General features: G+C 44.7%; 24 protein-coding genes. 18 read left to right on the top strand and 6 right to left on the bottom strand.

Features of this window, described 5'->3' with window-relative positions:
- The 9 genes from RBH76_10530 to RBH76_10570 all read left to right on the top strand — a co-directional run bounded on the left by RBH76_10530 (position 1) and on the right by RBH76_10570 (position 8,184).
- Positions 1 to 351, top strand: a complete 351-nt coding sequence (locus tag RBH76_10530; protein WMJ83158.1) for a single-stranded DNA-binding protein — start codon at positions 1 to 3, stop codon at positions 349 to 351.
- Positions 352 to 355: 4 nt separating this feature from the next.
- Positions 356 to 556, top strand: coding sequence for a hypothetical protein (locus RBH76_10535; GenBank protein ID WMJ83159.1), 201 nt, complete (start codon positions 356 to 358; stop codon positions 554 to 556).
- Entirely contained in the window at positions 525 to 2,168 is a 1,644-nt protein-coding gene (locus RBH76_10540; GenBank protein WMJ83160.1) for an ArdC-like ssDNA-binding domain-containing protein, read from the top strand. Before RBH76_10535 ends, RBH76_10540 begins: the two co-directional genes overlap by 32 nt.
- 13 nt (positions 2,169 to 2,181) lie before the next feature.
- Complete coding sequence (locus tag RBH76_10545; protein ID WMJ83161.1) at positions 2,182 to 3,117, top strand: hypothetical protein; 936 nt, start codon at positions 2,182 to 2,184, stop codon at positions 3,115 to 3,117.
- A 15-nt stretch (positions 3,118 to 3,132) separates the two neighbouring features.
- Positions 3,133 to 3,351 (top strand): transposon-transfer assisting family protein, encoded by a 219-nt coding sequence (locus tag RBH76_10550; GenBank protein WMJ83162.1) that lies wholly within the window; start codon positions 3,133 to 3,135, stop codon positions 3,349 to 3,351.
- Positions 3,352 to 3,727: 376 nt separating this feature from the next.
- Complete coding sequence (locus RBH76_10555; protein ID WMJ83163.1) at positions 3,728 to 4,783, top strand: helix-turn-helix domain-containing protein; 1,056 nt, start codon at positions 3,728 to 3,730, stop codon at positions 4,781 to 4,783.
- A 436-nt stretch (positions 4,784 to 5,219) separates the two neighbouring features.
- The gene (locus RBH76_10560; GenBank protein WMJ83164.1) at positions 5,220 to 5,621 is read left to right on the top strand and encodes a hypothetical protein; all 402 of its coding nucleotides are present in this window, start codon (positions 5,220 to 5,222) and stop codon (positions 5,619 to 5,621) included.
- 290 nt (positions 5,622 to 5,911) lie between these two features.
- Positions 5,912 to 6,358, top strand: a complete 447-nt coding sequence (locus RBH76_10565) for a hypothetical protein (GenBank protein WMJ83165.1) — start codon at positions 5,912 to 5,914, stop codon at positions 6,356 to 6,358.
- Between the two features lie 209 nt (positions 6,359 to 6,567).
- Positions 6,568 to 8,184, top strand: a complete 1,617-nt coding sequence (locus RBH76_10570) for a hypothetical protein (GenBank protein WMJ83166.1) — start codon at positions 6,568 to 6,570, stop codon at positions 8,182 to 8,184.
- A gap of 20 nt (positions 8,185 to 8,204) precedes the next feature.
- Here RBH76_10570 and RBH76_10575 read toward each other — a convergent pair whose 3' ends face one another.
- Both RBH76_10575 and RBH76_10580 read right to left on the bottom strand, forming a co-directional pair.
- The gene (locus RBH76_10575; GenBank protein ID WMJ83167.1) at positions 8,205 to 9,917 is read right to left on the bottom strand and encodes a hypothetical protein; all 1,713 of its coding nucleotides are present in this window, start codon (positions 9,915 to 9,917) and stop codon (positions 8,205 to 8,207) included.
- A gap of 291 nt (positions 9,918 to 10,208) precedes the next feature.
- Positions 10,209 to 12,719: a toll/interleukin-1 receptor domain-containing protein gene (locus tag RBH76_10580; GenBank protein WMJ83168.1), complete on the bottom strand. Its 2,511-nt coding sequence runs from the start codon at positions 12,717 to 12,719 to the stop codon at positions 10,209 to 10,211.
- A gap of 178 nt (positions 12,720 to 12,897) precedes the next feature.
- Between RBH76_10580 and dinB the strand changes: the two genes are divergently transcribed.
- The 8 genes from dinB (at position 12,898) to RBH76_10620 (ending at position 21,800) form a co-directional block, all read left to right on the top strand.
- Positions 12,898 to 14,169: a DNA polymerase IV gene (dinB, locus tag RBH76_10585; protein WMJ83169.1), complete on the top strand. Its 1,272-nt coding sequence runs from the start codon at positions 12,898 to 12,900 to the stop codon at positions 14,167 to 14,169.
- On the top strand, positions 14,166 to 14,408 hold the full coding sequence (locus RBH76_10590; GenBank protein WMJ83170.1) for a hypothetical protein: 243 nt from the start codon (positions 14,166 to 14,168) through the stop codon (positions 14,406 to 14,408). Before dinB ends, RBH76_10590 begins: the two co-directional genes overlap by 4 nt.
- On the top strand, positions 14,398 to 14,961 hold the full coding sequence (locus RBH76_10595; GenBank protein WMJ83171.1) for an SOS response-associated peptidase: 564 nt from the start codon (positions 14,398 to 14,400) through the stop codon (positions 14,959 to 14,961). The genes RBH76_10590 and RBH76_10595 overlap by 11 nt, the downstream gene beginning before the upstream one ends.
- Before the next feature lie 555 nt (positions 14,962 to 15,516).
- Positions 15,517 to 16,674, top strand: a complete 1,158-nt coding sequence (locus tag RBH76_10600) for a hypothetical protein (GenBank protein WMJ83172.1) — start codon at positions 15,517 to 15,519, stop codon at positions 16,672 to 16,674.
- 795 nt (positions 16,675 to 17,469) lie between these two features.
- On the top strand, positions 17,470 to 17,790 hold the full coding sequence (locus tag RBH76_10605) for a hypothetical protein (protein ID WMJ83173.1): 321 nt from the start codon (positions 17,470 to 17,472) through the stop codon (positions 17,788 to 17,790).
- 50 nt (positions 17,791 to 17,840) lie between these two features.
- The gene (locus tag RBH76_10610) at positions 17,841 to 18,167 is read left to right on the top strand and encodes a hypothetical protein (protein ID WMJ83174.1); all 327 of its coding nucleotides are present in this window, start codon (positions 17,841 to 17,843) and stop codon (positions 18,165 to 18,167) included.
- 12 nt (positions 18,168 to 18,179) lie between these two features.
- Positions 18,180 to 19,769, top strand: a complete 1,590-nt coding sequence (locus RBH76_10615) for a PcfJ domain-containing protein (GenBank protein WMJ83175.1) — start codon at positions 18,180 to 18,182, stop codon at positions 19,767 to 19,769.
- A 735-nt stretch (positions 19,770 to 20,504) separates the two neighbouring features.
- Entirely contained in the window at positions 20,505 to 21,800 is a 1,296-nt protein-coding gene (locus tag RBH76_10620) for a DUF3102 domain-containing protein (GenBank protein WMJ83176.1), read from the top strand.
- Positions 21,801 to 21,961: 161 nt separating this feature from the next.
- Here RBH76_10620 and RBH76_10625 read toward each other — a convergent pair whose 3' ends face one another.
- The 4 genes from RBH76_10625 to RBH76_10640 are packed head-to-tail and all read right to left on the bottom strand — an operon-like array spanning position 21,962 to position 23,401.
- Positions 21,962 to 22,144, bottom strand: a complete 183-nt coding sequence (locus RBH76_10625) for an antitoxin VbhA family protein (GenBank protein ID WMJ83177.1) — start codon at positions 22,142 to 22,144, stop codon at positions 21,962 to 21,964.
- 13 nt (positions 22,145 to 22,157) lie between these two features.
- Entirely contained in the window at positions 22,158 to 22,475 is a 318-nt protein-coding gene (locus tag RBH76_10630) for a hypothetical protein (GenBank protein ID WMJ83178.1), read from the bottom strand.
- A gap of 1 nt (position 22,476) precedes the next feature.
- Positions 22,477 to 23,229 (bottom strand): Fic family protein, encoded by a 753-nt coding sequence (locus tag RBH76_10635; GenBank protein ID WMJ83179.1) that lies wholly within the window; start codon positions 23,227 to 23,229, stop codon positions 22,477 to 22,479.
- Positions 23,222 to 23,401, bottom strand: a complete 180-nt coding sequence (locus tag RBH76_10640; protein WMJ83180.1) for an antitoxin VbhA family protein — start codon at positions 23,399 to 23,401, stop codon at positions 23,222 to 23,224. Before RBH76_10640 ends, RBH76_10635 begins: the two co-directional genes overlap by 8 nt.
- Positions 23,402 to 23,792: 391 nt before the next feature.
- Here RBH76_10640 and mobQ point away from each other — a divergent pair, with 391 nt between their 5' ends.
- Complete coding sequence (gene mobQ / locus RBH76_10645) at positions 23,793 to 25,757, top strand: MobQ family relaxase (protein WMJ83181.1); 1,965 nt, start codon at positions 23,793 to 23,795, stop codon at positions 25,755 to 25,757.
- The last annotated feature ends 5 nt before the right edge of the window (positions 25,758 to 25,762 follow it).

Here is a 25,762-nt window from a genome sequence, read left to right on the forward strand (position 1 = left end):
ATGTATAGCAAAACCATTCTGATCGGGCGGCTTACTGCCGACCCGGAGCGAAAAACCACCCCGCAGGGAACGACGCTTTGCAACTTCCGAATTGCTGTTGAACGTGCCTATAAGGGCGGCGACGGTAACCGGAAGGTCGACTTTATCAACTGCGTCGCGTGGCGCAATACTGGAGATTTTGTGGCGCAGCATTTTCACAAGGGTAAAGCCATCGGTGTAGAGGGTACGATTGAGACCCGCGAATTTACCGATAAAGAGGGTGTTAAGCGAAACACCTTTGAAATCAACGTCGAGCGTCCCTTCTTTGTAGGAGATAGCAAGAAGAGCGACAGTCAAGGTTCAGGGGAGTAAGCCTATGGAGGTCTATCTTTACGGCACGGCCAACGAAGTTACAAAGGCGCAGGCAGCGCTGAAGATTCTTTTTCCCGAAAGCGAACACGCGCTACCGGTTTTCGACCTACCGGATACGCCGGAGCAGATTTACTGCCGCGTAAAATATAAATGCAGGGAAAGGACGGCACAAAATGAGCGACGCAACAATCAGCCAGGCCGATAAAGTCAAAGCACTCACCGATCAGCTGAAGGAGGGCGTACAAAACGTCTTCAGCAGCGGCAAATACGCTGAGTATCTGAACACCCTGTCCCGCTTTCATCGGTACAGCTTCAGAAATTCGATGCTAATTTATCTGCAAAATCCCAATGCCACGCGCGTGGCAGGTTTCAATGCCTGGAAAACGCTTGGGCGCGGCATTAACAAAGGGGAAAAGGGCCTGCAAATTCTGGCCCCTTCCCCCTACAAGATTACGGTTGATGCCACCCATGACGAAAACGGAAATCTACTGCCTGAGCCAGTGAAAAAACAAGTACAACGTATGGCGTTTAAGGTTACATATGTCTTTGATGTTTCCCAGACCAGCGGCAAGGAGCTGCCGGAGCTGGCACACCGGCTTACCGGTGACGTCGGCAAATACGACCACCTGATGGCAGCGCTGCAAAAGATATCCCCTTATCCGATTGCCTTTGACGAAATCGCAAGGGCTGGAACCAATGGTTTCTGTGACTACGAGGCGCAACGCATTGTGATCCGTAAAGGCGTCAGCCAAGAGCAGGCTGTTAAGACAACCGTACATGAAATAGCTCATGCGTTGCTGCACAGCAACAAGACCGGCCCGGAACGTGACCGTCAGGCATTTGAGGTGCAAGCCGAGAGCGTGGCTTATGTTGTCTGCCAGCACTTTGGAATTGATTCTTCTCAATATTCTTTCGGCTACGTCGCCGGGTGGAGCGGCAGTGTTCAGCTGGAGGTACTGGAGCAGTCGTTGACTGTGATTCAGAACGGCGCGTTGCAAATTATAGACAGTGCGGAAATGGAGCTGATAGAGCGCAGCAAAGAGATTGTTCTTTCTGAGCATGCTTTCGATGAGGATAACTATCTTCATTTTGTTGCAACGGTTGATAATCGAGATTATGAGGGACTATTCCGAGTCCATGACCCTGCCAACGGGAAATCCATGCAGATTGTCTCAATCGACTATGGGTATATGCACTCGGCCTTTGAAGCGCAATGGGATAAGTTGACTGAAAGCCTGCGTGAATATTCCCAGGTGAAGTACGGTGAGCTGATTACCCGAGAGGACCCCAATCTGGCCGCGCGAATGCGGGATATTGGACAGATCCCTTATTATGTTGATGGATTCAGCGAAGATTTCCTGATGTGGAAAGATATCGCAACAGGAAAAACACACGGTTATGATGGTTGGGATTTGGTGGCCAGTGATCTTGACAACCTAAACGGCTTGCATCAAACCGAGCTGACCGAAAAGATGATTGCGGTTGGGCTTGAACCCTACAAGGATACATCCGATAAGGGTCAAAACACACTGGCTTGGCTGGATACCAGCACGGGAGAAATAATCAACGCCGACAACTGGCAGGAGGTTTCGGACATTCTGACACAGCGCATGCATGAAGATGAACTCTACACATTATGGCAGGGCGAAACAAACGACCCCCGCACGCAGGAGTGGCGTAGTTTGCTAAAGCCTGCTGAGCAAACACTGGTCGACAAGTGGGATAAGGCTTGGGGAGACGATATGAAGGCCGTAAATGCGATAGTTGAAGAAAACAGAACGCGGCATAACGCCAGACAACACGATATGGCACGTTAGGAGGCTTTTTGTTATGCAGGAAACGTTATTGTCAAGAATTCGTTCTTTTATTAGCGGGAGGACGGAACCAATTCAAACGGGGCATGAGGCGTTAAAGGCTACGGAAGAACCGGCACCCCCAGTTGCTACACAACCACAGGTCAGCTATAACGCAGAGGATATCGGAGAAACCTGCGCCATTATAAGGTATACATATGACAACATTAACAAGGACTGGGATTTGGATACCGATATTTACCGGGGTAGATGGAGTGTTTGCCAGAAATATGCTGATATGCTCAATAAAGGCGAAATCACAGTAGAAGACATACCTGAGCCGTCGGAGCTAGAGCTACTGTTGGCAAAACGTGATGGGCTGAAGAATAGTTTAAATGTTGTAAATGAAGACTTAATCTATTTTGGTCGCACTCAGGGGGCGCCAGAGGGGGCAGATGGTAGAGGCGAGTATGCTGCATCTGTCACTGAGAAAAACGTTTTAGAGGAACGACTTACTTTGGTTAATAATCAAATTGAAGATTTTTATGCAGCATTACACCACGCACCGGATATATCTGATACACCACCAATCGCAGAAATTGTTCTTCATAATGGGCATGGCTTTTCCGAAACATGTACCTACATCGACCCGGAAGCGTTCAAAAAAGATCTCAGAGAAGAAATAGACATACGCGGTATCAATGCAGTTAGCGCCAAGGTTCTCAATGATGATCAGAGCCTAAAATATTTTGTAGCAAAAACCTATTATGAGGAATCCGGCAAATCCTTCCCGCCCATGAACCAGTGGCAGTACGAAAAAGGGCTATCTGAATCGGGAAAAGACCAGTTTCGGGAAAAGCAAGCTTCACGCCCCATAAAAGATAAGCTGGCAGATGCCAAGATCGAGGCCGACCGATTGAACGCTCAGCGGCACACCGGACGCGCCGCTATACAACACGACATGGCACGATAATAGGAGGATTTAAAAATGAATGTATGCTTTAATCTGGAAGAATTGGCTCTAATGGGCGCATATAACCCCGAGAACGGCCGTTTGGCCATGATTAACACCCTGACTGAAGAGTTGACCTTCACGGGCGACGTGCTGGTTGCAGAAACGACCAGAAGCGCATTGGCCAAACTGCACACCATTAGTGATGCAGAATACAGCAGTCAGAATTTTATGCTGGCCAAGGTATTAGAGTAATCCCATCGAAGCACGCGGACAGGCCCCCGTGCTCGGCGGTGGAGATTGGCGTAGCCAATACAACCGCTTGGGGCTTGTCCGGTGTGCCGATGCAAACACTACCGCAGCAGAGCTGCCGTCCCTATAAGACGGCGGCTCCTGCCACACGGCGAGTGGGAGGTGTCCAGAGGGGGAACACCCTCTGGCGGCAAAGCCGCTTGTCGGCTTGCCGGTGATCACTGATGTCAGTGGTTACCGCCAAGCAGATCAGCAATAACATTTTATAGCCGCAACACGCACTGTGGGCTGCACGGCCGCTTTTTCAAAAAAAGCAGGCTCGTGACGGTCTGTTAAAGTGCACCCAAAATCGGACGTACTGCGGCAGAAGGAGAAGGACATGGAAAGCAACGGGATTCTATCAAAAGGCTATGGTATCATTCCAAAGCTCGTCACGCTCGAAGGCAGCCTGAGCATCGATGCTAAGGCGCTGTATGCTTATTTCTGTGCTTACGCAGGTAATAGCTTCAGCTGCTACCCGCCGCGCGGCAAGATTCTAAACGACCTGGGCTTTTCCCCCGCCACCTATTACACCTACCTCCGAGAGCTTCAGGAGGGAGGCTATATCGACGTCAAGAAGCATAAAACCAGCCGGCAAGAGTGGTGTAACAACCGGATTATTTTGCTGCAAAATCCTTCGATTCTGGCCAAAGCCGAGGAAAAGCGTCGCAGACGGTTTGACATCACCGGCGGGTTGCGCGATTTCGGCTATGGCCGGATTCCCCTGGCGGTCATGACTGACCGACGGATTAGCCGCAAGGCAAAAGCACTATACGCTTATTTTTGCAGCTTTGCTGGTAATAAAAGCGTCTGTACGCCGCAGATCGAATTTACCTTGAGCTTTCTGAATATCTGTGTCAATTCCTACTACAAATACCTCAACGAGCTGCTGTGCTTCCATTACATAACTGTGTTTCACCGAAAAAATGAATATGGCCGCTATATCTCAAACAGCATCATGCTTAACCCGCAGCCCGATCATGTAGAAGGGCTGCTTCAGCTTGAAGAGCGCCGAGAGCGGTTTGCGGAGCGCTTAAAAGGCAGAGAAATAAAGCCACCTAAGCGTCGCAGAAAGCGTAAGCCAACCGTTCAGAACCCGCAACAGCTTACCGAGACTATACGCCGGCAGATCGGCTTTGACGAGCTGATTAAGAGCCGTCCGGCAGGTCTGATCAACGTTGTCGTTGGGTTTATCACCGAGCTTTCATTTGATCCCTACAGCCCCGTAGAGGCCGCCGCCGTCGATTATGATTGCGTTGAAGGCTTCCTTGGGCACATGGAACGCAGTCTCAATCCAGACGCCAATATAAAGAATCATGTATCATACTTCAAACGATCCTTCATCAATTACCTGGTTAACATCCAAATGCAATCTGATGGCAAAATGACCTGTTGAAAACTCGCCGGGATTGCATGTTTTTTAAAGATTTCACCGCTTCGCAAGTTTTGGTATATCACAAATTGTACTCGCACAAATTGGTACACTACAACCAGCAGACCCACTATAAGCAATAATATATAATTCTATCTTTACAGATAGAAAATAATAAATATCAGTTCTTGTGAGACATAAAAGGTGTCCGCTATTTTCGTTGTTGAAAAGCGGGCACAAGTAAAAGCGGACGACTGGTTTAATAGGGCGCTGCCCTCTTTACCGCCTTTTGGCGGTAAATTCACCCGGCAAATAAAGAATAATGATAATTCCCGTGGGCGGGCAAAGGAGGCGAATATTTCATTCAATAGAATTTGTGCTCGATCAGACGGCCGGTCTTAACTGGCCTGCCCCTGCTTGCGGCTCCAGCTAAACAACTATAATTAAAAGGAGAACGAAAATGAAATCTAAGCATGAGGATTTTAAGCGGAACGGTATTCCTCTTTTTGGAAAGCGGTATGGACGGTACAATTTGCTTTTCGTGTATGTGGTGATTTGCATAGGGCTGCTTGGCCTTTTTACACTAAGAATCATTTTTAATAACGGTATTCAGCTAGTTATTCGCAGCGTTGTAGTAGGACTTATTGTTGGTTTAACCCTGAATGTCGGCAACTTGTTGACCTATACGAATGTTTTACTTATTGCTTCTCCCAAATCATGTGTTTTATTTTTGCATGCTATGGAGTCAGAACTTTTATTAATTGAAAGCAATGATACTTATTTGAAGTTCCAAAGAACGGTTAAAGAGGATAGTTGTTTCTATGTGTACGATATGAAGCGTAATATGATTTGGATTGACTAGCGGCTAAGATGCCGTTTCCGGTTCCGTCTTACGTCCGCGCCCTAAAACTTTTCTTCCGTCCGGTCAAGCGGCTTTCGCGGCATATGCTCACGCCGCATCCGTATCGCGGCGCTCCGCTATTCCACGTTCTGCTGTGACAGTCCGCGCGAAAAGAGCCTTTTTGCAATTAAGGCAGCAAGCAGGCAGACCGCTTGCCGCCGACAGTCCATGATGATTGTCCATCATAGGCATCAACATGCCGAGCCGGGCGGTTATACCCGGCAGATTAAATATAATTTGGAGGTACAAACATGAAAACAGCAAATGAATCCAAAGCGTTACGCTGCACAGCAAATATGCTTGGCGGTACTGAGCAGAAACAAGGTATCTCGCGCACGGCGGCGTCCCATTGTATTGCCGGTGCCGACCGGATAGATGAATTGCAGAGAGCATTCGCACTGGCGTGCCGAATTATAGACGATAATTCTATGGCCTGCTTGGCGGATAATCAAAGCTGGCAGAACTACATACTTGAACGGGTTAGAACTGAGCCGGTGTGCCGCGTATGCGGTTGCATAGCAGACAACGCTTGCTCTGGCGGGTGCTATTGGGTAGCGACTGATTTATGTAGCGCATGTGCGCAATTTAGTGAGGAAGAGACAGAATCAAAGTACCGTCACCCGCCGCTAAGTGCAATAAATTTTTTATTGCAAACGTCAATGGAAATTGCGCCGCCACTCATTGTAAAGGGCGAATAACAATTGAGCGGAAAGTCCCCGGAACACCGGATCAGGCGGCACGACTTTATGAAATCACGGCGAAAATGTTCGATAATTATTAAAATTTATTGAAAATTACCCCAGTATGGAAGTAATAAGAAAACTGTAATAATATTTCTGACGTGTTTTACTTTTGGAAATTATTTATTATAATAATAAGTTAGATGAGTTGTTAAGGAGTACACTAAATGAATATTTTGCTTGTCGAACCTAATTATAAAAACAAGTATCCGCCAATGGGTCTAATGAAAATAAGCACATTTCATAAAAACAGACAAGATTCTGTGGTTTTTTATAAAGGCAATATGGCGGAGAACGAGTTTAGAAATCTAAGCATTGATAGAGTATATATAACGACTTTATTTACATTTTACTATCATAAAACGGTCGAGACTATTAAGCATTACAGCAAGCACATTGACCCTTCTTGCATTTATATTGGCGGTATCATGGCCTCACTTCTGACGGAACAGCTGCAACAAGATATCGGGAATTGCCATATACTGATTGGACAATTAACCGATGCTGAGGTATTGGGATTGCAGGATCATACAAATATTGATATGTTACCGTTAGACTATAGTATCCTAGATGAAATAGAATATGATTATCCTGCAGGAGATAATTATTTGTCGTATACTACACGTGGATGCCCAAATCATTGCGCCTTTTGTGCTGTCCCTTTGCTTGAGCCAAACTATCAGTTTACAAATAATATTCGCGACCAAATTGAAAACGTGAATTCTCAATTCGGTCAAAAAAGGAATCTTCTTTTATTAGATAACAATATTTTTAATTTGTCAGTTGACCAAATGCAAAAACTCGTTAATGACTTAAAAGCTGTTGGATTCACCAAGGAACCAACCTTTATCAAACAAACACCTTTTGAACAATACTTGACTAAAAGGCATAATGAGCGAATGCATCCTAAAATCTTATCTCGGGCTATAGATTTTCTTAAAGGTCAACATCAAAAATTAAAGAATTCAAAGCATGGAGATGCATATAAGGAATTTTTAGATCAACTCGATACAACAAATGATAAAGACAATTTCTTAGTCGCGAACACCGAATTCATTAATGACATTCTTCGTATGCATAAAAGACCACTAAAACGCTTTATTGATTTTAATCAGGGATTAGAGGCAGCACGAATTACACCTGAAAAAATGGAATTATTAGCTCAGCTACCTTTGAATCCAGTTCGTATCGCATTTGACCATTATAATCCTGCGGCGGTAGAAAATTATCGACGCGCTATAGTCACCGCTTATGAATGTGGAATTAACCACTTTTCTAACTATATGCTATATAATTTTGATGATAGGCCCGATTCATTATGGTATAGGCTTAAGCTTAATATTGATTTAGCAAAAGAATTACATATATCTATTTTTTCATTTCCAATGAAGTACATGCCAATTAGTAAAACAGATCGAAGCCATATAGGACCTCATTGGAACAAAAAGTACTTACAAGCTATTTCTGCTATCCTATTAGTCACAAAGGGTGTTGTTGCCCAGGGAGAAAACTTTTTTAACCGTGCTTTTGGCACTGATATTGATGAATTCTACCGGATACTTTTTTTACCTCGTGATTTTATCATTTACAGAAGTTTCTACGAAACACAAGGAATTACACAACAGTGGGATGCCATTTACAGAGAACTAAGCAAAGAAGGAAAGGATGAACTTCTAAATGCCCTAGTAGACACTAATTACCAATCCGCCCACAGATTAGTGCAAAAGCTTATACCTTTTTATAATAAAGAATATACATATGCCCAACTAACAAGAAAAGGATGACCATGGTCATCCTTTTCTTGTTACTCAAAAGAGTCTATAAACTTTTGTATCAAGCTTTTCAAACCCGCGTTTGAAAGATTATCCAGAAAAACTTTATTAGGGTGTGATTCAGCTGGGTTATGTACAATCTTATCCAATTGGTCTTTAGTAGCCATACCCTCAAAGCAGGAATTAAAGTCTTTTGCTAGAAGCTTATCTTGGTTAAAATCTTGCAGGTTTTTATTCCTATAACTTTTTAGCATATCATCAATCATTGCCCCAAGTTCGGGCGTCGGCTTACTAGATTGATTGGTTAGCCTTTTATATGAATTGCCTTTCTTCAATTGTCTGGTAATAGTCTGTTCAATTAATGAGCGCAATAAAAAGGCTGAGGCAATAGGAAATTTGTAATAAGTCGAACAACCATCTGCTTTGGATATGGCCACAATTTCTTTGGCAACCGCAACCAATCCTTTGTTTTCAGGCATACTTGGATCCAGATTTTCAATTTTCAAATCAGCAAAAAAAGATGTTTGTTTTTCTCTTAATGCAAATGTTTTCTTATCTGTGGCATTATCTCTGTTATACCCATTAAGATTCAGATTTGGTTGCTCCGCTTGAGCTGGCTCTCTTTTATCTGTATTATTAATGTCAGTAGGTATTAAATGGATAAAGTTACTTTTTGGTGAATTTTCAGGAAAAGGCTTAATATTGCCCAAATCTACACTGAAACTTTGTTCCTCTATATCTTCATTACGGAATTTCAAAATTAGCTTTTTTAATCCTGGTATTCTTACATCTGATCTTATTAATGGGTTAACTTTATCCTTGCCTTTTATTTCATCTGTACTGATGCGGTATTTATCATTTTTGGAGCGTTGATCTAGTTCTACCTTTTTCTTTGCTTCTGGTCGGGCAAAAAAAGCTTCTCCAATTAATAATAAAATTTGATCATACAATTCTAGCTGTGAGGGGAGCGGAGTATATTCTAGGGTTTCTTGATCAAATTCTAAGTCTAATCCAAACTCGATATTTTTATTGAGAATCTTCGGCATGAACTGAGTGATCACTGGTAATATTGCGGCAGTTTCTATGGGTAAAGTATGGTGTTTATTTTTTACCAGTTCAAAAATTTTTCTAAATAAAATATAATCTCGTATTTTAGATTCTATAGATTTGATATTTTTAATTGAAACTTCATTGGCTATCTGAGTAATACTTTTACCTTTTTTAAATTGAGAACAGTAATAATTGTATTGCTCAATAGTTGACCATTTTTTTATGTCTGGCTGAGTGTGCTTGGATGCTATATACTTTTGTGCATCAGTACTCTCATCATAAATAATTAGGTTCACTCTTTTCAAATTTTTTACTGTCTCAGGGTCAACGGTAGGAAGTGGAAAGCGTTTCCGTAAATCTTCATTTATTAAGGATTCATTCACAAGTATTTTGCAAGCAGTAATACGACGGTTACCTTCAAGTACAATGACCTTATTATCTTTAATATACGCCGATGCTATATCTTCATTGTAAAGTCCTTTATTTTTGCTAATACTTTCAGCGAGCTCTATGACATTTGCGTATTCCACCAGATAATTAATAATGGATAACTGTGAACTGTCTGTTAACACTGGTAGCAAAGTAGTCGATGCAAAGCGCGGATTTTCTTCGTCTAAGTATATATCTTGCAGATCAACAACAGCATATTGTGCTGAATTTGAGTGGCGCATGCCCTGAATATATTGAATAGCCATGGTGTCACCTTCCTAGCAAATACATTGTAACTATAATATCTTATATTGCCAAATAATACAAGTTTCGATATTGTTTTGACCTAAAACACATTTATCAAAGAAAACGCTTATTTCCCAAACTTGTTGGGAAATAAGCGTTTAGATATTCGCCACGTGAAGAAATAGGTTTGTGCTTTCTAAAAAACTTCCTTGAATGTTTATGACCATCCCCATAAAGTAGCCGTTATAACTTAACCAAACTCTTTTTCCTATACGATTAAATGTAGGGAATCTACTTAATGCAAAGAACAATCAAATCAAAGATACTCTTTTCTTAATCCTTTCTTTTGCTTCGTCATTAATTCCGCTTAACGCATTAATATAGTTGCAGATAAAATCCTTAGGCTTATTTTCATATGCGTAATACAATGCAGTTCTAATATGGTAAGCTACCTTTATAGACTTACTATTATCTATTAAGAGTTTCATTTGGTCTAGGGCATATTTCATTTGCTCTTTATCGCCGAACAATTCGCTGCAATCAAATAAGGATTTAATTATATATGATGAATCACGAAACTTTTCTATACCCTCACGCAAGATGCTTAGCGAGCTATTTTTATCTTTTTTTATGTATGCGTGATACTGCCCAAGAACTTCGTAATATGTTGTATTAGGTCTAGTATAATTAATGCGTGTTATTGTCTCAAGCATGTCATTAATAAATCTTTCCTCCTCCGGTTTTCTTTCAGATTCATTTTTTCTTATAAGTATTTCGAAAAACGGTTGAATTTGATAGGGGTTTTCTGAATCGCTCAGATAATTAGTTTTTGCATATTCATAAGCACTTTCATAATCTTCTAGTCCCCTGTAAACAATTACAATTTCTCGCATTGCGCTTCTGTGGCGCGGTTGGATACTGAGCACCCGCTTATATCGCTCTAATGCTTTTCCGTATTCGGAATTATGACGAAACATAAAACCGCGAAGAAAGTTGTACTCATTAATATCTTTTGCATTGTCTTCTTGGCTAAAAAATTCTACTTCAGTATAAAACGCTTGAGCTGTTTCACGAGCGAGGGCTCTGCAATAATATCCTTGGATTTTGATTTGTACAGGTAAATCATATCTTGAAAACGCCTGGGTTTCCTTGAGTTTTATTACTATACTTATAACCTGCTGGTACTTTTGATGGTTATATAAATCATATATAGACGACAAATAGAGCGTAGAGTACATGAATCGTTGAGGGATATCTTTGCCAGCCATAATATTTGATTTTAAATAATACTTAATACTTTCAAAATCTTCAGCTTTAGTTTTATCGGCTGACTCTATTAATTCATTGAATGCTGAAAGTCTTTTGTTTAAAACTGATTCTATATCAGATGGCAAACTAAAATGGGACCGCTGAATATAATCACTGATTATTGGATTTACCTCAACATACTCATTAGCAACACCTAAATATCGGCAAATTGTAAGAGTTTTAAATAGACCAAATATTTTGTAATAGGAGGGCTTTATTCTTAAAACAGTTAATAATAAATCAGTAGGAACAACGCCATATGACGACGCAAATGCTAATAAGCCATATGCATCCTCACGCATTTCTACAGGAATTGCTGATTCTAGAATAGCTGTTACTTTTTGCGAAAAATTATCAATAATTAAATGGGGATTACTTTTTACTTCTTCTATTGAAGACTCTTTCATAAGGTCAACACAATACTTAACTTGAGGCGGATAACCGGTGAGTATTTCCCGAAAATAGGTTCTGTCGTCAGGAGCAAGTTCGATGCCTCGTACCTTTCCATATACCCTCATCAATCCAGCCCACTCAGAATAGGAAAGTGATGATAAGGGTTGGGCAAACACAGTAGGATTGTCTCGCGAAAAATAAAAATTTAAATTATTATTTGCTGCAATAATAACTGTTACCTCTGGCCTAATTTGCTTTAGTGCATTATTAAACCAATATATAATTTCGCCGTTCTTAGTAATCAAAGCGTCGTTGTCATAAATTATAACCTGCTCTTGATAATTTTGTATACACTGTAGTACTTCCACTAAACAGTTGATTTTGGACTCAATACTAGAAAATGCCGTAACGGTTTCAAGAGAGTAATTACCAAAGCCTATCTCTGAAAGCTTTACAATTAGGTCTTCTATTGATGACATTGAGTCTAATGAGATAATAGGAGGACTATAATAAGTTTCTATTATTTGACTTTCTTTTAAAGATTGAAGTAAGTAAGATCTTCTTCCAATGCCCGTAAAACCGCTTGCTATAACGCAGTTAATACCATTTCCTGAGTCAAAAACTTTTTTAAATCGAGATATTTCTTCATCGCGTCCATAAAAACATTCCATATCTTCGCTTGACAATAAATGATTATCAATAAGGTATTTCATTTGTTGCGCTCTAATCTTTCTATAAGCAACAACATTACTGGAAATGACTCGTAGGTTGTAAGAAGCAAATCCTCTCCTTAGGTAGTCAGGAATTCGAGAATCAGTGTGGCTTATTACGGGATCGATAATTATAGGGAATAATTGTGCTAACTTTTGAGGGTTGTAGTTCAACTTGTCTTGCGCAATTGCTAATTCCTTTTGTACCCATTCTGAGTCCAACGCACTGTTTGAAATGAATATAACAAAAATACTTGTTTTGTCCATTTCTTTAAATATTTCATCTAGGTTTTTCATACCGGTCTCAAAACATAAGCTGTCATAGACGCATTGATCTCGCCCAAACTGATTTGCTATATAAGAGACATACGACTTATCTGAACTGCTATGCGAAAGAAACACTTTATTCATTGTACTCCACCTCAATTTTCAGTAAACTATTCCCATTAATTATACTTAATCTGACAATTATTACAAGGTAACTAAATTGATATAATGGAAAGAGTTAATCCTTATTATTTATCTTTATTTCCACTTGATTTTGTGACCCTATGCGCCTATAATTAGGAACATACGTTCATTCATTGAGGTGAGCAAGTTGGAACGCGTTATACTCCATTCGGATCTCAATAACTTCTACGCTTCAGTTGAGTTGCTATACCGCCCTGAACTGCGAGATAAACCGGTAGCCGTCTCAGGTGATGCCGAGCAGCGCCACGGCATTATTCTAACGGCAAATCGCCTTGCTAAAAGCAGGGGCGTTAAGACTGGCCAGGCGATCTGGCAAGCTCGACAGACATGTCCCAACCTCGTGACGCTTCCACCGAACTACAATAAGTACATTCGCTTTTCACATATGGCACGCAAAATTTATCTGGATTACACTGACAAGGTGGAGCCGTTCGGGATAGATGAATGTTGGCTGGACGTCAGCGGCAGCGTCGGCCTGTTTGGTAGCGGAGAAGAAATAGCTAATACCATACGTCATCGCATTCTAAACGAGCTGGGCATCACGGCCTCTGTCGGCGTCAGCTTTAATAAGGTGTTTGCGAAGTTGGGTAGCGATTATAAAAAACCTGACGCCACAACCGTTATCCGAAAGGAAAACGTTCAGTCTATCGTCTGGTCACTGCCTGCAAAAGATCTTCTTTATGTCGGTAGTGCCACTGCACGGAAGCTCTACGACGTCGGTATTCACACTATCGGCCAGCTGGCCGAGGCAGACCTGAAAATGCTAGAACTGCGATTTGGCAAATGGGGCATCATGCTTTGGCGGTTTGCAAACGGCTATGATACTTCTCCCGTCGCTACTTACGGCGACGAGTGCCTGATCAAGAGCATTGGTAACAGCGCCACCACGCCGCGCGATCTGGTCAACGACGAGGATGTTAAATTGATGCTTTATGTCCTGTCAGACAGCGTAGCAGAGCGTATGCGGGATAACGGCTTTCTGGGGCGCGTCGTGTCCATATCAGTGCGGGACTGCAAGCTACGTTCCTTCACGCGGCAATGCACATTGGAGCATGCCACCTGTCTGACGGAGGAAATCTCCAACGCGGCCTTTGCCTTATTTCAAAGACACTACCACTGGGAAGAACCCATTCGCTCTATCGGTGTCAACGTATCGGATTTTTCTCATAAAAATGAAGTCATCCAGCTGGATATGTTCTGTGACTGGCAAAAACGAGAAGAAAAGCAGAAGCTCGAGCTAACGGTAGACTGGCTGCGCCGGCGGTATGGTCATAATTGCGTGCGGCGCGGAATCGTGATGGCTGACAAAGATTTCGCACACATGAATCCCAAGGGTGAGAATACCATCCACCCGACAGGATATCTTAATGGAGGAGGCAGCATTTCATGAGGCGGGTTGACGTAGAAGTGTTGGCAAAATATCAGCTAGACGGCAAGATCATCCCTGTTTCAGTCAAATGGGATGACGGCCGCACGTTTGAAATAGATCAGGTGCTGGACATTCGGCCGGCCGCATCGACAAAGGTCGGTGGCGCGGGCATCCGGTATCTGGTACGGATAGGGCGCACGCGTACCTATCTGTTCCTTGAGGAAAGTAATTGGTTTGTGGAGGCTAAAGATGTGCGGTAGATATAGCGTTTATGTGGACGATGATCCTGGCATTCGCGATATTATAGAGCAGGTGCAGAAGCTACATCCGGCAGTGAAAACCGGCGAAGTTTTCCCCACGGATTTAGCCCCGGTACTCATAGCTGGGAATAACGGTGGTCACCTGGCCACCGCAATGCCCTGGGGATTCCCAGCATGGAAAGGCACACGACCGATCATTAATGCGCGGTCTGAAACCGCAGCGGAAAAGAGAACATTTCAGTCTGGCCTTGAAAAAAAGCGGTGTGTCATTCCTTCCACTGGCTATTTTGAATGGAACAAGGAAAAGCGAAAGTTCATCTTCCGGATGCCGGATTCAGCGACGGTGTATTTAGCTGGCATCTGGAACAATTACGGCGATGAACAAAGATTTTGTATTCTGACACGCGCCGCAGAACAATCCATCGCGGAGATTCATGAGCGAATGCCGGTGATCTTAAAGCCTAATGAACTTGATTTGTGGATTCATGACCGCAGAGCAGCTGAGCTGCTTATGCGTGGAGATCCACCGGTATTGGAATATAAAACGGCATAATGAAAAGTGGTAGTGCTTACGCACTGCCACTTTCGTTTTTGCTAGGGGGTATAAAAAGCGCCTGATCGGCAGCAACCTGAAGAACTGCGTTACCCGACCTTGCGCTGGCATATAAAAACTTTTATCAAAGCCTAGGACTGTACATTTCTTCCCGGATGGGGTAAAGCCATCGTGCCGACGAACTCAAAAAGCTGATTTTAAAGTTTTGAGATTCCTCTTCCCGACTTAGTTTACCCCATCCTTTCAAAACGTAAAGTCTGCTTCGCACTTTGACACAACTTTTTATATTCTACGCCGGGGCAAGGCCGAAAAGCACGTGCCTCGAATCTAAAAAGCTGATCAAAAGAATACGGGATCATGAAAGGGTTGATGACCGTTTTTAACAAGGCTAAAAGCCAAAATCCCAAACGATTGCGAATTTGAATTCGGAGCTAAAAAAGCCGCCCTCACTACACCATATAGCAAGGACGGCAAGCCAACACCTGAAGCTACTACACAACATGGGCGGCTACTTAATTATAGCAGACCGCCCCAAACATTGAAAGGGGCCTATAAATGATGATTACCACACTTGAACAAAATGCACGTAGAGCAAAAGAGGCTAACAGCTTTAGCAATTATCGGGCTGGCAGCGCAACTGCTGAATACAATGAATATTGCAAGAGAGCCGAAGATATAGCAAGCTGGGCAAAAGAAAGACTTGCAAAGAACGGCGCACCAGCTGAGCGGTCCGAACGGGTTGACTACCTTTTAACACTTTACAAAACAAAAAAGTTGTCCTGGCTCAACGAATTGTATGTAGTGCGCGCCCGCGTTCCTTCCGTTATGATTGCAGGGCCAGCCAATTTCCCGGTACGTGCAAAGCAGAAACAGATAGCACGCGAAAATTCAATAATGGAGCAGAACCCCGAGTCAATTCTAGACGAAATCCGCGGCATAGGGCATAATGCAAAGACGATTTACAGCGACGACCAAAACGCTGTTGAACGCATAAAAGCAAAAATCGAATCATTAAAGGGTATGCCCGACCCATATGGAAATAAAGCCGCCGAAATTCGCCGCCTTAAAGAGCGTCTGTTACAGCTTGCACCCGAGGAATTTGCAGAACAACAAGCCCATACTACTGTGAACGGCGTAAAATCCTATGATGAAATTGTCGCATTATGGGACTCCGGGGAGCTGAAAAAATCAACTTTTGTTTCATCATACGACCCCGCGCCGCGTTGGTATTTTTACCTTTACATTGACTTTTATAACGGCAAGCGTCATTACAAAGAGCTTTTGAGTATCGAGGTTGACGAAACCGGCGAAAACATGAGGCGGTACAACCACGAAAATCGCGAAACCGAGTCAATACCACTTACAGACACGCTGAAATATAGTCTTATCATTTCCAAGGTCAGAGGTAGTGGAAACAAGGCTGTAATTTATCAGCACTTAAAGAGCCTCGCGCCCAAAGCCCAGTCAAAAACCGCCGAGGAACAAGGCAAAATTGAAAACGCCTCTAATACAGTAACCATCAACGGAGAAACTGCGAAGGTTGTTAGAAACAAAGAAAAAATGCGATTGCAGTTAACTTTCGAGGGCAAGCCGGACGATACAACCCGTAAAAAGTTAAAATCAAATGGTTTCCGCTGGGCACCATCGTGCATGGCATGGCAAAGGCTGCTAAACGCTAATGCTGAATGGTCACTAAAGATAATATCCGATTAATAACTAACGCAGATGACCGGCCCACACTGGGCCGGTCACAAGCCCAGCGGAAAGTGAGGGTAATACGTGATTTATAACGTTTTTGTGGAAATGACGTTCGAAGCAGATAATAAAGAAGAAGCAGTAGAAAAAGCAAATAGCGCACTATCGCTTATACCCAAGGGGAGCGACCCATTAAATTATAGCGTTTGCTATATTGGATTACCCGAAAACTAGCAAAAAAGAAGATTCCAATTAAATGGATCATTCCTTGAGCAGGGCGAAAAAGTAGTTATGTAAATTAGCCCGTCAGAATTGGCGGGCTTTCGCTTTTGTCGGAATGTACCGAAGTAAAAATAAAACCGGCCTAAAGCGGTGGCCTCTGCGAAAGCAGAGGCCATTTTAAATGCTACAGGAAGCGCGCCCCGAAAGGGTGCTGCCTGATCGGCAGCACCCTGAAGAACTGCGTTGCCCGGCCTTGCGCCGGCATATAAAAACTTTTATCAAAGCATAGGACTGTACATTTCTTCCCGGATGGGGTAACAACGTCGCGCCGACGAACTCAAAAAGCTGATTTTAAAGTTTTGAGATTCCTCTTCCCGCCTTAGTTTACCCCATCCTCTCAAAACGTAAAGTCTGCTTCGCACTTTGAAAAACTTTTTATATTCTATGCCGGGGCAAGGCCGAAAAGCACGTGCCTCCGAATCTAAAAAGCTAATCAAAGAGACACGAATCGTGAAAAGGTTACTGACCTTTTTAGCAGGGCTGAAAGTCCAAAATCACAAACAGTTGCGAATTTGAAAGGGGCAAAAAGTAATGAAAATTGATAAGTACGAACAGCTAACCCTTGACCTACAACACGCAGGGAGAACAGCGGCAATGCTCTTTGGGGATAGCGAGGATGGCGGCACTTGCAATTTCGATGCTATTACAATTACTCTCCCTCGTTGGAATGTCGGCAAGGTAAAAACGGCGGTCGAAGCGGCGGATATGAGTGCGTGGAAAAACGGCAGTTACTATGTCGTAAACCCTCGCACAAGTGGGCAGGCGAACAGGCGCACAAGGATATGCGAAGCGATAAAAAAAGAGCTTAAAAGTAAGGGGTATGATGTCGGAATGTTCTACATGGTAGATTAGTGTGCTGTCAAAATCCCAAACGATTGCGAATTTGAAAGGAAGATATAAATATGTTAGAAAACGCTTTGCAGAGAATTGCCGCCCAGCAGGGCAAGGAGAACACCCCGATCTGGATGGTCGGGGAGCAACTCAAGGATATATGCCGCAATGAGCCGAGAAGCGCTGAACTTGTAGCGCAGGATTTAGATATACCAGAAATGAGCCTTGCGAACTGTGAAAAAAAGATCAAAGCTTATGCCGATAGCCACCGCCAAGGGAATTTTGCATGTGTCATTCCCTCGGTGGCCGAAAAAATAATCCGTGAGTTTTACGGCCTGACCGCCAAGCCGCCAGCGCAATCGACCAATACGGTCATTAGCCTACTCGATTTACTTTAAGGGGGATTTTACATGCTAACACAACATCAAATAGACGAAATGATTCAAGGTTGGCCGGAACTGCCCGCCGACATTGAGCAACAACTGCGAGACATTGCCCTGCCGCACAGCCGTTATCTGTTCTACCGCCGAGGTAAGGCGGTAGACAACCTGGGGGATGTGGTTTGTGACATAAAACCCACGGCTTATTATGGCTTTTGCACCCATTGTCAAACACAGTCGCAACTGGAATGTTCGCCAGAACATAATAAACCCTATAACTGCCCGGTCTGCGGATCAGTCTGCATCGCCAAAAAATACGGATTAGGGACAACGCGCTTATTTGAAAGCGGCAACCTCAATGTTTTGCAGGCGGCTGACAACAAGCTATATATACGACAACTGCATGCCTACCTCGATTATCGGAAAGACAAGCTGCATCCCACATTTAAATATTACGATAGTGGTTATCGTTGGCTGCTATCGACCGATGGCTGCTATAAACTGTTAAAACAGGGTCGTTCTTGGGGACAGCAGAAAAGCTTTACCATAGATCATAACTGGGCGCCCTGCTCTGATATAAATGCAAAGTTGCTAAATAGCTCCTACTTAAAAAACAGCCACGCAATGGAGTATTTGAGCATGACGCGCAATCAGCTTAACGAATTAATCCTATATGCAGCCGCCTACACCAAGCACCCTAATATTGAGAGTTTTGTAAATGAACGATACTATGTGTTTGCCAAAGAGTATGTCAAAGGTGAACGCTCAGTTATGAACAGAATAGTCAACTGGAAGAAAACACGACCTCACGAAATGCTGCGCATACAAAAAGAGGAATTGCCAGAATTTATGCGACTGTTCCGCAGTAGACCGGAAATGGCTTTGTGTTATCAGCGTGTACGATTAGCAGGACAGCATCTAACCGATTCGCAGCTGCATACGCTGGCCGAACTATGGCACTCAGCATTCAAGGAGCGCCCCGTTCGGGAGGGCATTAAAGATGGAAGGATTTTAAAGATGCTTAATTATTTACAGCGGCAGTATAAGGTAGCCGTACAAAAATACCCGGGGCAGCACCACAGCCTAAATAGTATGGTGACAGTTTGGCGCGATTATCTTGATGAATGCACCGTATTGGAATATGACCTGACTAAAGACAGCATATATTATCCGTCAGATCTTATTAAGCAGCACAACCGTACAATGAAGCTTATTAAGATAAAATCGGACGAATTAAGCTGTAAAAGGGCGGCGGCGCGGGTGAAAAAGCTTAGCTGGATGACATTTGAAAAAGACGGGTTATTGATACGTCCGGCCGAGAGTGCCAACGCGTTAGCTTACGAGGGCAAGGCGCTTGACCATTGCGTAGCCACTTATTCGGATAGGCACATCAGCGGCAAGACGGCAATATTTTTCATCCGACAAAACAATCAGCCGGACACATCATATTTCACGCTGGAGCTTAACGAAAAAGACTTTTTCGTTAAGCAAAACAGAGGATACCGCAACTGTGCCCCACCCGAAGATGTGAAAGCCTTTGTCGAAGCATGGTTGCAATGGTTGCCAGTAGAGCGTAAGCGGCTAGACAGTCTAAAACGGAAAGTACTGAAAACGGCCTAAAGCGGTGGCCTCTGCGGAAGCAGAGGCCATTTCAAATGCTTCAGGAAGCGCGCCCCGAAAGGGTGCCGCCTGATCGGCGGCAATCTGAAGAAACTGCGTTGCCCGACCTTGCGCCGGCATATAAAAACTTTTGTCAAAGCCAGGGACTTTACATTTCTTCTCGGATGGGGTAAAGCCGTCGTGCCGACGAACTCAAAAAGCTGATCTTAAAGTTTTGAGATTCCTCTTCCCGACTTAGTTTACCCCATCCTCTCGAAACGATAAAGTCTGCTTCGCACTTTGACAAAACTTTTTATATTCTTACCGGGCAAGGCCGAAAAGCACGTGCCTCAGAATCTAAAAAGCTGATCAAAGAGAAACGAAACCACGAAGGGAGGTGTTGCCAGTGCCAAGCAAAAAGAAAAAGCCTGCAAAGGCGGTCGATGTTCGCACCATCGTTTTTACCGCAATTGTAGACTTAATCGTAGGGCTTATATTGCTTATCCTCGATAGATACATATAAGCCAAAACCGTATCATGTGGGTGGATTCACTATCCACCCATATGATACCAAATAATCAGAGGGGTGTCAATTATGTATTTCAAACTTGGTTTTTATTTTATCACCATTGGCATTGCCAAGCTGCTTTTTGCGTCCATTGATGCATCTGATCGGCGGCTGTGATTTCCATAGCCGCCAAAATCCCAAACGATTGAGAATTTGAAAAACTGGAAATTGAAAGGAAATAATATATTATGAATAGTACTGCACTGAGAATTATCAAAAACGAAGCTGTTGCCGATAAAAGAAGCCTGAACACCATCACCGCCGAGATTGTCACCATTACACGGCAAACGCAATTGATGATTTTACATTCCGCTATTGAAGTCGGTCGCCGCCTTTGCGAAGCCAAAGAACAGGTGGCGCATGGCGGCTGGGGCGAGTACCTTAAAAATGAAGTGAATTTCTCAGTATCCACCGCAAACAATTTCATGCGTGTTTTTAAAGAATTTGGTGATGACCAGATGCCGCTTTTCGGGGATGCAAAATCTCAAACGTTTGGGAATTTGACCTATAGTCAGGCGGTTGCCCTGTTCGCCGTTCCAAAGGACGAACGTGAGAATTTTGTAGTCGAAAACAACGTTGAGGAATTGAGCGTTGCGGAACTCAAAAAACTGATTGCTGAGCGCGACCAACAGCTGACCGAAGCGCAAGGTCAGACCAAAACGGCAACTGAAAACCTCACAACGTTGCAAAACGAGATTGCCGCGCTCAAAGAAAAAGGCGGCGAAATTAGCCACGAACAGCTGAAAACCCTGCAAGCCAAGGCCGAAGAAGAAGCCCGCGCCAAGGCTAAAGCGGAATTGGAGCAGGTAATTGCCACTACTGCCGAGGAAACCGCCAAGGCTATTGAGCAGCAAAAGCAGCTTGAAGAAAAGTTAAAGGCGGCACAGGACACAGCAAAAGTCGAAGCCGAAAAAGCCATTGCCGAGGAACAGAAAAAGATAGCCGAATTACAGGAACAGCTTAACAAGGCACAGAGTAGCAGCAAGGCAAATACCCAAAAGGCACTCGATGCCGAAAAAAAGAAAGTTGCCGACCTTGAGGAACAATTAAAAACCGCAAAGGATTCTGCTAAAGCCGAAACCGATAAGGCGATAGCCGAAGAGAAGAAAAAACTTGCTGAGTTGCAGAAACAGTTGGAAACCGCTAAGACTTCTGCGAAAGAGGAAGCTAATAAAGTTATCGCCGAGGAACAGAAAAAACTTACCGCTTTGCAGGAGCAGCTTAAAAAAGCCGAAGCCGAGGACGCCGCTGCCGCCGCTGAACTGAAAGCGGCAAAGAACAGAACCGCCGAACTTGAAAAGAAGCTGAAACTGGCGAACACAGACACAACCGTTTTCGCTGTCCACTTTGAGGATTTACAGGCTTGCATCAACAAGCTAAACGGTCTGGTTATCAAGATGGCGCAGGGCGAGGATAAGGAAACCGCCGAGAAACTCAAAGCTGGTCTAAAAAAAGTACTGACCGATGCAGTCAAGAAGTTGTAATCATTAAAGAAAGCCTGTCCGTTACTAAGCGGACAGGCTTTCTGCTTTTAAAGGACGGTCAAAATCTCAATCGTTTGGGATTTTGGGACAGACATCTTCAAGTGCCGCCAAAGGCGCTGCCTTTGGAATCCGCGACCTTTTGAAAAAGCTCGACCAAAACTTCAATCGCTTTCAGTTTTTAGCTGGTATTTTTCGATAATTTGAGCTATAACCTCATCGGCCGTAATTTTGCCTTCAAGAATTTCACGGCCTGAAGTCAAATCTTCTTCAGTTAATGTGAATCCTTCACATTCCATGTTGAAACGGGCGAACGCCAGCGCTTGCTGAATTTCTTCTTCGGTCATAATTTTCACCATTCTATTTGCCCAGTATATCTTTCACACTGTCCAACTTGCTGATCTGGCTTAGTAGAGTTATAACTTGGTCGGGCGTCATGTCGCGGGTACCCATATACTGATCGCAGATAGCACCTACCTGAATAAGCCGATGCGTCCTGGCGCGGCGAAGCTCGTCCGGGCTGGCCGGCGCGTCAATATTCTCGTTGCTAGTCGGTGCCCCGGGCGCAACTGTGACGGTTGGCTGTGTCACAGTTGCCTGTATCGGTGACGGTGCCTGCTGCCCCTGCTGGTATTCTTTATAGAGCCGGTTCATCCGGGCTAGTATTCTTTCGCCCATCTCATCGTCCCCTGTCGTATTTATTCGAATCGGCAATATCTCGTTCCGTCATACGCTTGGCATTAAATCGATCAGCTTCAATTTGTGCAACGACAAGTTTGTCTTTAATGGTTTTTGGCCTTTCCTTTTCACGTGCTTGTATCATGCTATCTAAAACGATCTTCTTTAAATAGCACAAATTCGACCTGTCTCCTAAATCTTTAAAGATAGCGGACGCAGCCACCAAAGCGCTACGTACATAGGTGCTATGCTTCTCAAATAGAGCCGGTTCTAGCGGTATCTTATTGCTTCGCGCAAATAAGCAACAAAAGGTCACTACCGTTCTAGTGTTTCCTTCCCGAAAGCCATGTGTCCTCCACAGTTGCGCCATATGCTTTGAGAATTCATTTGCCATGGACTTATCATCGAGCTCATACCACTTCACCGAGCGCATATTGTCAAGCACGCGCTGGGCATCGCTTTGGATGTCCCTATAATCTGAGTATTCTACCGACAATCCGCTTAACGCCAGTTCGGGCTTTTCTATATTTATGATTCGAGGCATTCCGGCCCACTCAAAAACATCTTGAAAAATCCAATGATGAATTTTGCACAGATGGGCAAAGTCATAATCACCATCCATGGGATTTTCCATAAGCGACTTTATTCTTAGTCCGACAAAATTAGCTTCAATATCATTAAGCAGCTCTTGATCACGGACGTTTTGCTTGTTTTTCAGTATTTCGCTGCCCGGATACAAATATGGGTCAGACATTTGGCTTCTCCTCTATCATTTTATATTTTTGATTGAGGTATTTCAAAATATCTTCGTCAGTAATTTCTCCGCGCTTTTCTTTTTCAGCTAACTCTAAAAAATCTTTTGTAGGCGTTAATCCGTCAACCTTAATGATTCCGAGCGCATAGTTCCATGCCTGTTCCTTTGTCATTGTCAGCCCTCCCCTGTAAAAATATTTAAATTCTCAAACGATTGCGAATTTGATGATCGATTGGCCGGCCTTAGCCGGCCTGCCCCTGCGGGTGCGGGGGTGAATGCGCCGTTGTAAATCTCGGATTTTCAACCGGCGCAGAGGGGGATAGTCTCCCTTTTTTCTCGCGCTGAAAATTCTGATAAAATGCTTTTACAATGCGGATTTTTCTTAATTTATTATACCATAAATCGGGCGAAATAGCAAATGAATATGCTCTTGTCGTCAAGGGGTTTTGAGCAACGAAAATATTGCCTAAACTCCTTTGTTTTTTCTACACTCAAACCACCTGTAACCCGCCTTCAGATTTCGGTATCATAGTGTTAAGAATACCCGAGAGGAGGTGGAGCGCATGGCATTATACAGCTTTCACGGCCAGATTATTGGCCGCGGTAGAAGCATCAAAATGAATCAAGACGGGTCTGTATCGGAGAAAGCCGCTAGCCGGCGCTCGACCTCTGTTGCAGCCGCAGCCTACCGCGCCGGCACGCGTCTCATCGATGAGCGCACCGGTGAGGTCTACGATTACACCCGAAAAGGAGGCGTTGTCCATACCGAGATTATGCTGCCCACAAACGCGCCCGGCCGCTATCATGACCGGCAGAGACTTTGGAATGCCGTAGAGCTGGCGGAGCGTCAGAGTAATGCCCAGCTTTCGCGCGAACTGCGCATCGCCCTGCCGGGTGAATTCACTCGTGAAGAAAACATTGCCCTGGTGCGCGACTTTGTACAGAAGAATTTTGTGGCTAAAGGCATGTGTGCCGACGTGGCCTATCACATCAAGGACAAGGGCGGCAAGGATCACAACCCACACGTACATATCATGTTGACCATGCGCCCGATGACCAAATCCGGTACATGGTGGAAAACTAAATCCAGAAAAGAGTATATCACCGACCGGAACGGTGACCGCATCACGGGCGCCAACGGCGAATGGAAATCGCGCAACGTAGATCTCACCGGATGGAACGACAAGACGCTTTATGTATCTTGGCGAGCACAGTGGGCAGATGCCTGCAACGAGTGCTACGAAGCAAAGGGGCTACCATATCGAGTTGACCACCGCAGCTATATTGAGCAGGGCATCCACCGCCAGCCGACTATGCACATGGGCAAGGAGGCTACCGCCCTGGAGCGCAAAGGTGTTTCCACCGAGAAAGGAAACTATAACCGTACCGTTGCAGCATGTAATGAAATGGCCGACCTGGGGATTGAGCCAACAGGCTTATGGGAAACGGCACAGTCTATCTTTGAACAGGCAAAGGCGCGGCAGCGGCGTTCCAGAAAGGCGAGGGTATCCGAGCCAACCTTGGCCGGTCGAGGGGAAGCAAAAGCGGCCGAGGGCCGGCCTCAGCGACCGGAGGTCGCCCAGTCCGGCGGGCAATCCGGGCCAAGCGTGCGTAGCCAGGATGCCCAAAGGCGCACTGATGCACCGTTGCACGGTGCTGTGCGACAGGGAGCGCCCTGTACCCCAGAAAAAGACGAAAGCCGCCCGCTTTCGTCGGAGAAGAAGCCGCCGCAGCGGCTTGAAACACCCACAACCGATGCTGTGGGTGAGCGGAGCCATGCGCCCGATCGGGCAGCATGGCAGCATGAGCCGGACGCGCTGCGCAATGCGCGGCAGATCCGCAGCGCCATCCGCCAGACGGTGGGAACGCATAACTTTTTGGCCACGCGCGGCGTAGAAAGTTATGGAGATATTGTTGCGGGCGTCCGACTTGCGCAGAGCAATCACGCCGCCTGCCGTGACGAGCTGATCCGTACACAGGCCGAGATTGACCAGCTCCAGAGCGGTGGTGTTCCTGAGATCCAACAGTTGCGCGAACTTGAAAAGTGCGCACGCTGGTGTAACCAGCACCGCGATGTTGCCGAGCAGTTTGAAAAGCTGAAGTTGTTCCGGGGCCGGTTCTACCAGAACCATAAGAATGAGATCGACAAGTTTAACTACGCCAGCAAGAAGCTTCAGGCAGCCGGGTATAACCACCATATTCTACCTGAAGCTTTCAAGCGAGATATTGCTGAGTTAGAAGCCCGACAGGCCTATAGGCTGAAGGCATTGGCGAACCGCCTCGATAGCTTAATCCCCAAACTGGACGAGTTACGCGAAGAGCTGCGCATATGGTCTGCCGCTGAAGTATACATGCGCGAGCTTCTGGATCTTCCCGACCCGGAGCAGTCGCTGCCCGACTTCTCGGTGCCGTCCGGACGGGAGGACGATAGCATTCAGGCAAAGCTTCAGCGCGTTTCCGACTTGGCCCACGAACGCAAACAAAAAGTGCCGGCGACTAAGCACCGGCACGATGACAAAGGACGATAACAGAA

The sequence above is a fragment of the Oscillospiraceae bacterium MB24-C1 genome, assembly GCA_030913685.1.
In the GTDB taxonomy this organism is placed as follows: Bacteria; Bacillota; Clostridia; order Oscillospirales; family Ruminococcaceae; genus Yanshouia.

Excerpts from the sequence above, each read along its gene's own strand:
- RBH76_10530 (WMJ83158.1), top strand. The coding sequence starts at position 1 with ATGTATAGCAAAACCATTCTGATCGGGCGGCTTACTGCCGACCCGGAG.
- RBH76_10535 (WMJ83159.1), top strand. The coding sequence starts at position 356 with ATGGAGGTCTATCTTTACGGCACGGCCAACGAAGTTACAAAGGCGCAG.
- RBH76_10540 (WMJ83160.1), top strand. The coding sequence starts at position 525 with ATGAGCGACGCAACAATCAGCCAGGCCGATAAAGTCAAAGCACTCACC.
- RBH76_10545 (WMJ83161.1), top strand. The coding sequence starts at position 2,182 with ATGCAGGAAACGTTATTGTCAAGAATTCGTTCTTTTATTAGCGGGAGG.
- RBH76_10550 (WMJ83162.1), top strand. The coding sequence starts at position 3,133 with ATGAATGTATGCTTTAATCTGGAAGAATTGGCTCTAATGGGCGCATAT.
- RBH76_10555 (WMJ83163.1), top strand. The coding sequence starts at position 3,728 with ATGGAAAGCAACGGGATTCTATCAAAAGGCTATGGTATCATTCCAAAG.
- RBH76_10560 (WMJ83164.1), top strand. The coding sequence starts at position 5,220 with ATGAAATCTAAGCATGAGGATTTTAAGCGGAACGGTATTCCTCTTTTT.
- RBH76_10565 (WMJ83165.1), top strand. The coding sequence starts at position 5,912 with ATGAAAACAGCAAATGAATCCAAAGCGTTACGCTGCACAGCAAATATG.
- RBH76_10570 (WMJ83166.1), top strand. The coding sequence starts at position 6,568 with ATGAATATTTTGCTTGTCGAACCTAATTATAAAAACAAGTATCCGCCA.
- RBH76_10575 (WMJ83167.1), bottom strand. The coding sequence starts at position 9,917 with ATGGCTATTCAATATATTCAGGGCATGCGCCACTCAAATTCAGCACAA.
- RBH76_10580 (WMJ83168.1), bottom strand. The coding sequence starts at position 12,719 with ATGAATAAAGTGTTTCTTTCGCATAGCAGTTCAGATAAGTCGTATGTC.
- RBH76_10590 (WMJ83170.1), top strand. The coding sequence starts at position 14,166 with ATGAGGCGGGTTGACGTAGAAGTGTTGGCAAAATATCAGCTAGACGGC.
- RBH76_10595 (WMJ83171.1), top strand. The coding sequence starts at position 14,398 with ATGTGCGGTAGATATAGCGTTTATGTGGACGATGATCCTGGCATTCGC.
- RBH76_10600 (WMJ83172.1), top strand. The coding sequence starts at position 15,517 with ATGATGATTACCACACTTGAACAAAATGCACGTAGAGCAAAAGAGGCT.
- RBH76_10605 (WMJ83173.1), top strand. The coding sequence starts at position 17,470 with ATGAAAATTGATAAGTACGAACAGCTAACCCTTGACCTACAACACGCA.
- RBH76_10610 (WMJ83174.1), top strand. The coding sequence starts at position 17,841 with ATGTTAGAAAACGCTTTGCAGAGAATTGCCGCCCAGCAGGGCAAGGAG.
- RBH76_10615 (WMJ83175.1), top strand. The coding sequence starts at position 18,180 with ATGCTAACACAACATCAAATAGACGAAATGATTCAAGGTTGGCCGGAA.
- RBH76_10620 (WMJ83176.1), top strand. The coding sequence starts at position 20,505 with ATGAATAGTACTGCACTGAGAATTATCAAAAACGAAGCTGTTGCCGAT.
- RBH76_10625 (WMJ83177.1), bottom strand. The coding sequence starts at position 22,144 with ATGACCGAAGAAGAAATTCAGCAAGCGCTGGCGTTCGCCCGTTTCAAC.
- RBH76_10630 (WMJ83178.1), bottom strand. The coding sequence starts at position 22,475 with ATGGGCGAAAGAATACTAGCCCGGATGAACCGGCTCTATAAAGAATAC.
- RBH76_10635 (WMJ83179.1), bottom strand. The coding sequence starts at position 23,229 with ATGTCTGACCCATATTTGTATCCGGGCAGCGAAATACTGAAAAACAAG.
- RBH76_10640 (WMJ83180.1), bottom strand. The coding sequence starts at position 23,401 with ATGACAAAGGAACAGGCATGGAACTATGCGCTCGGAATCATTAAGGTT.
- mobQ (WMJ83181.1), top strand. The coding sequence starts at position 23,793 with ATGGCATTATACAGCTTTCACGGCCAGATTATTGGCCGCGGTAGAAGC.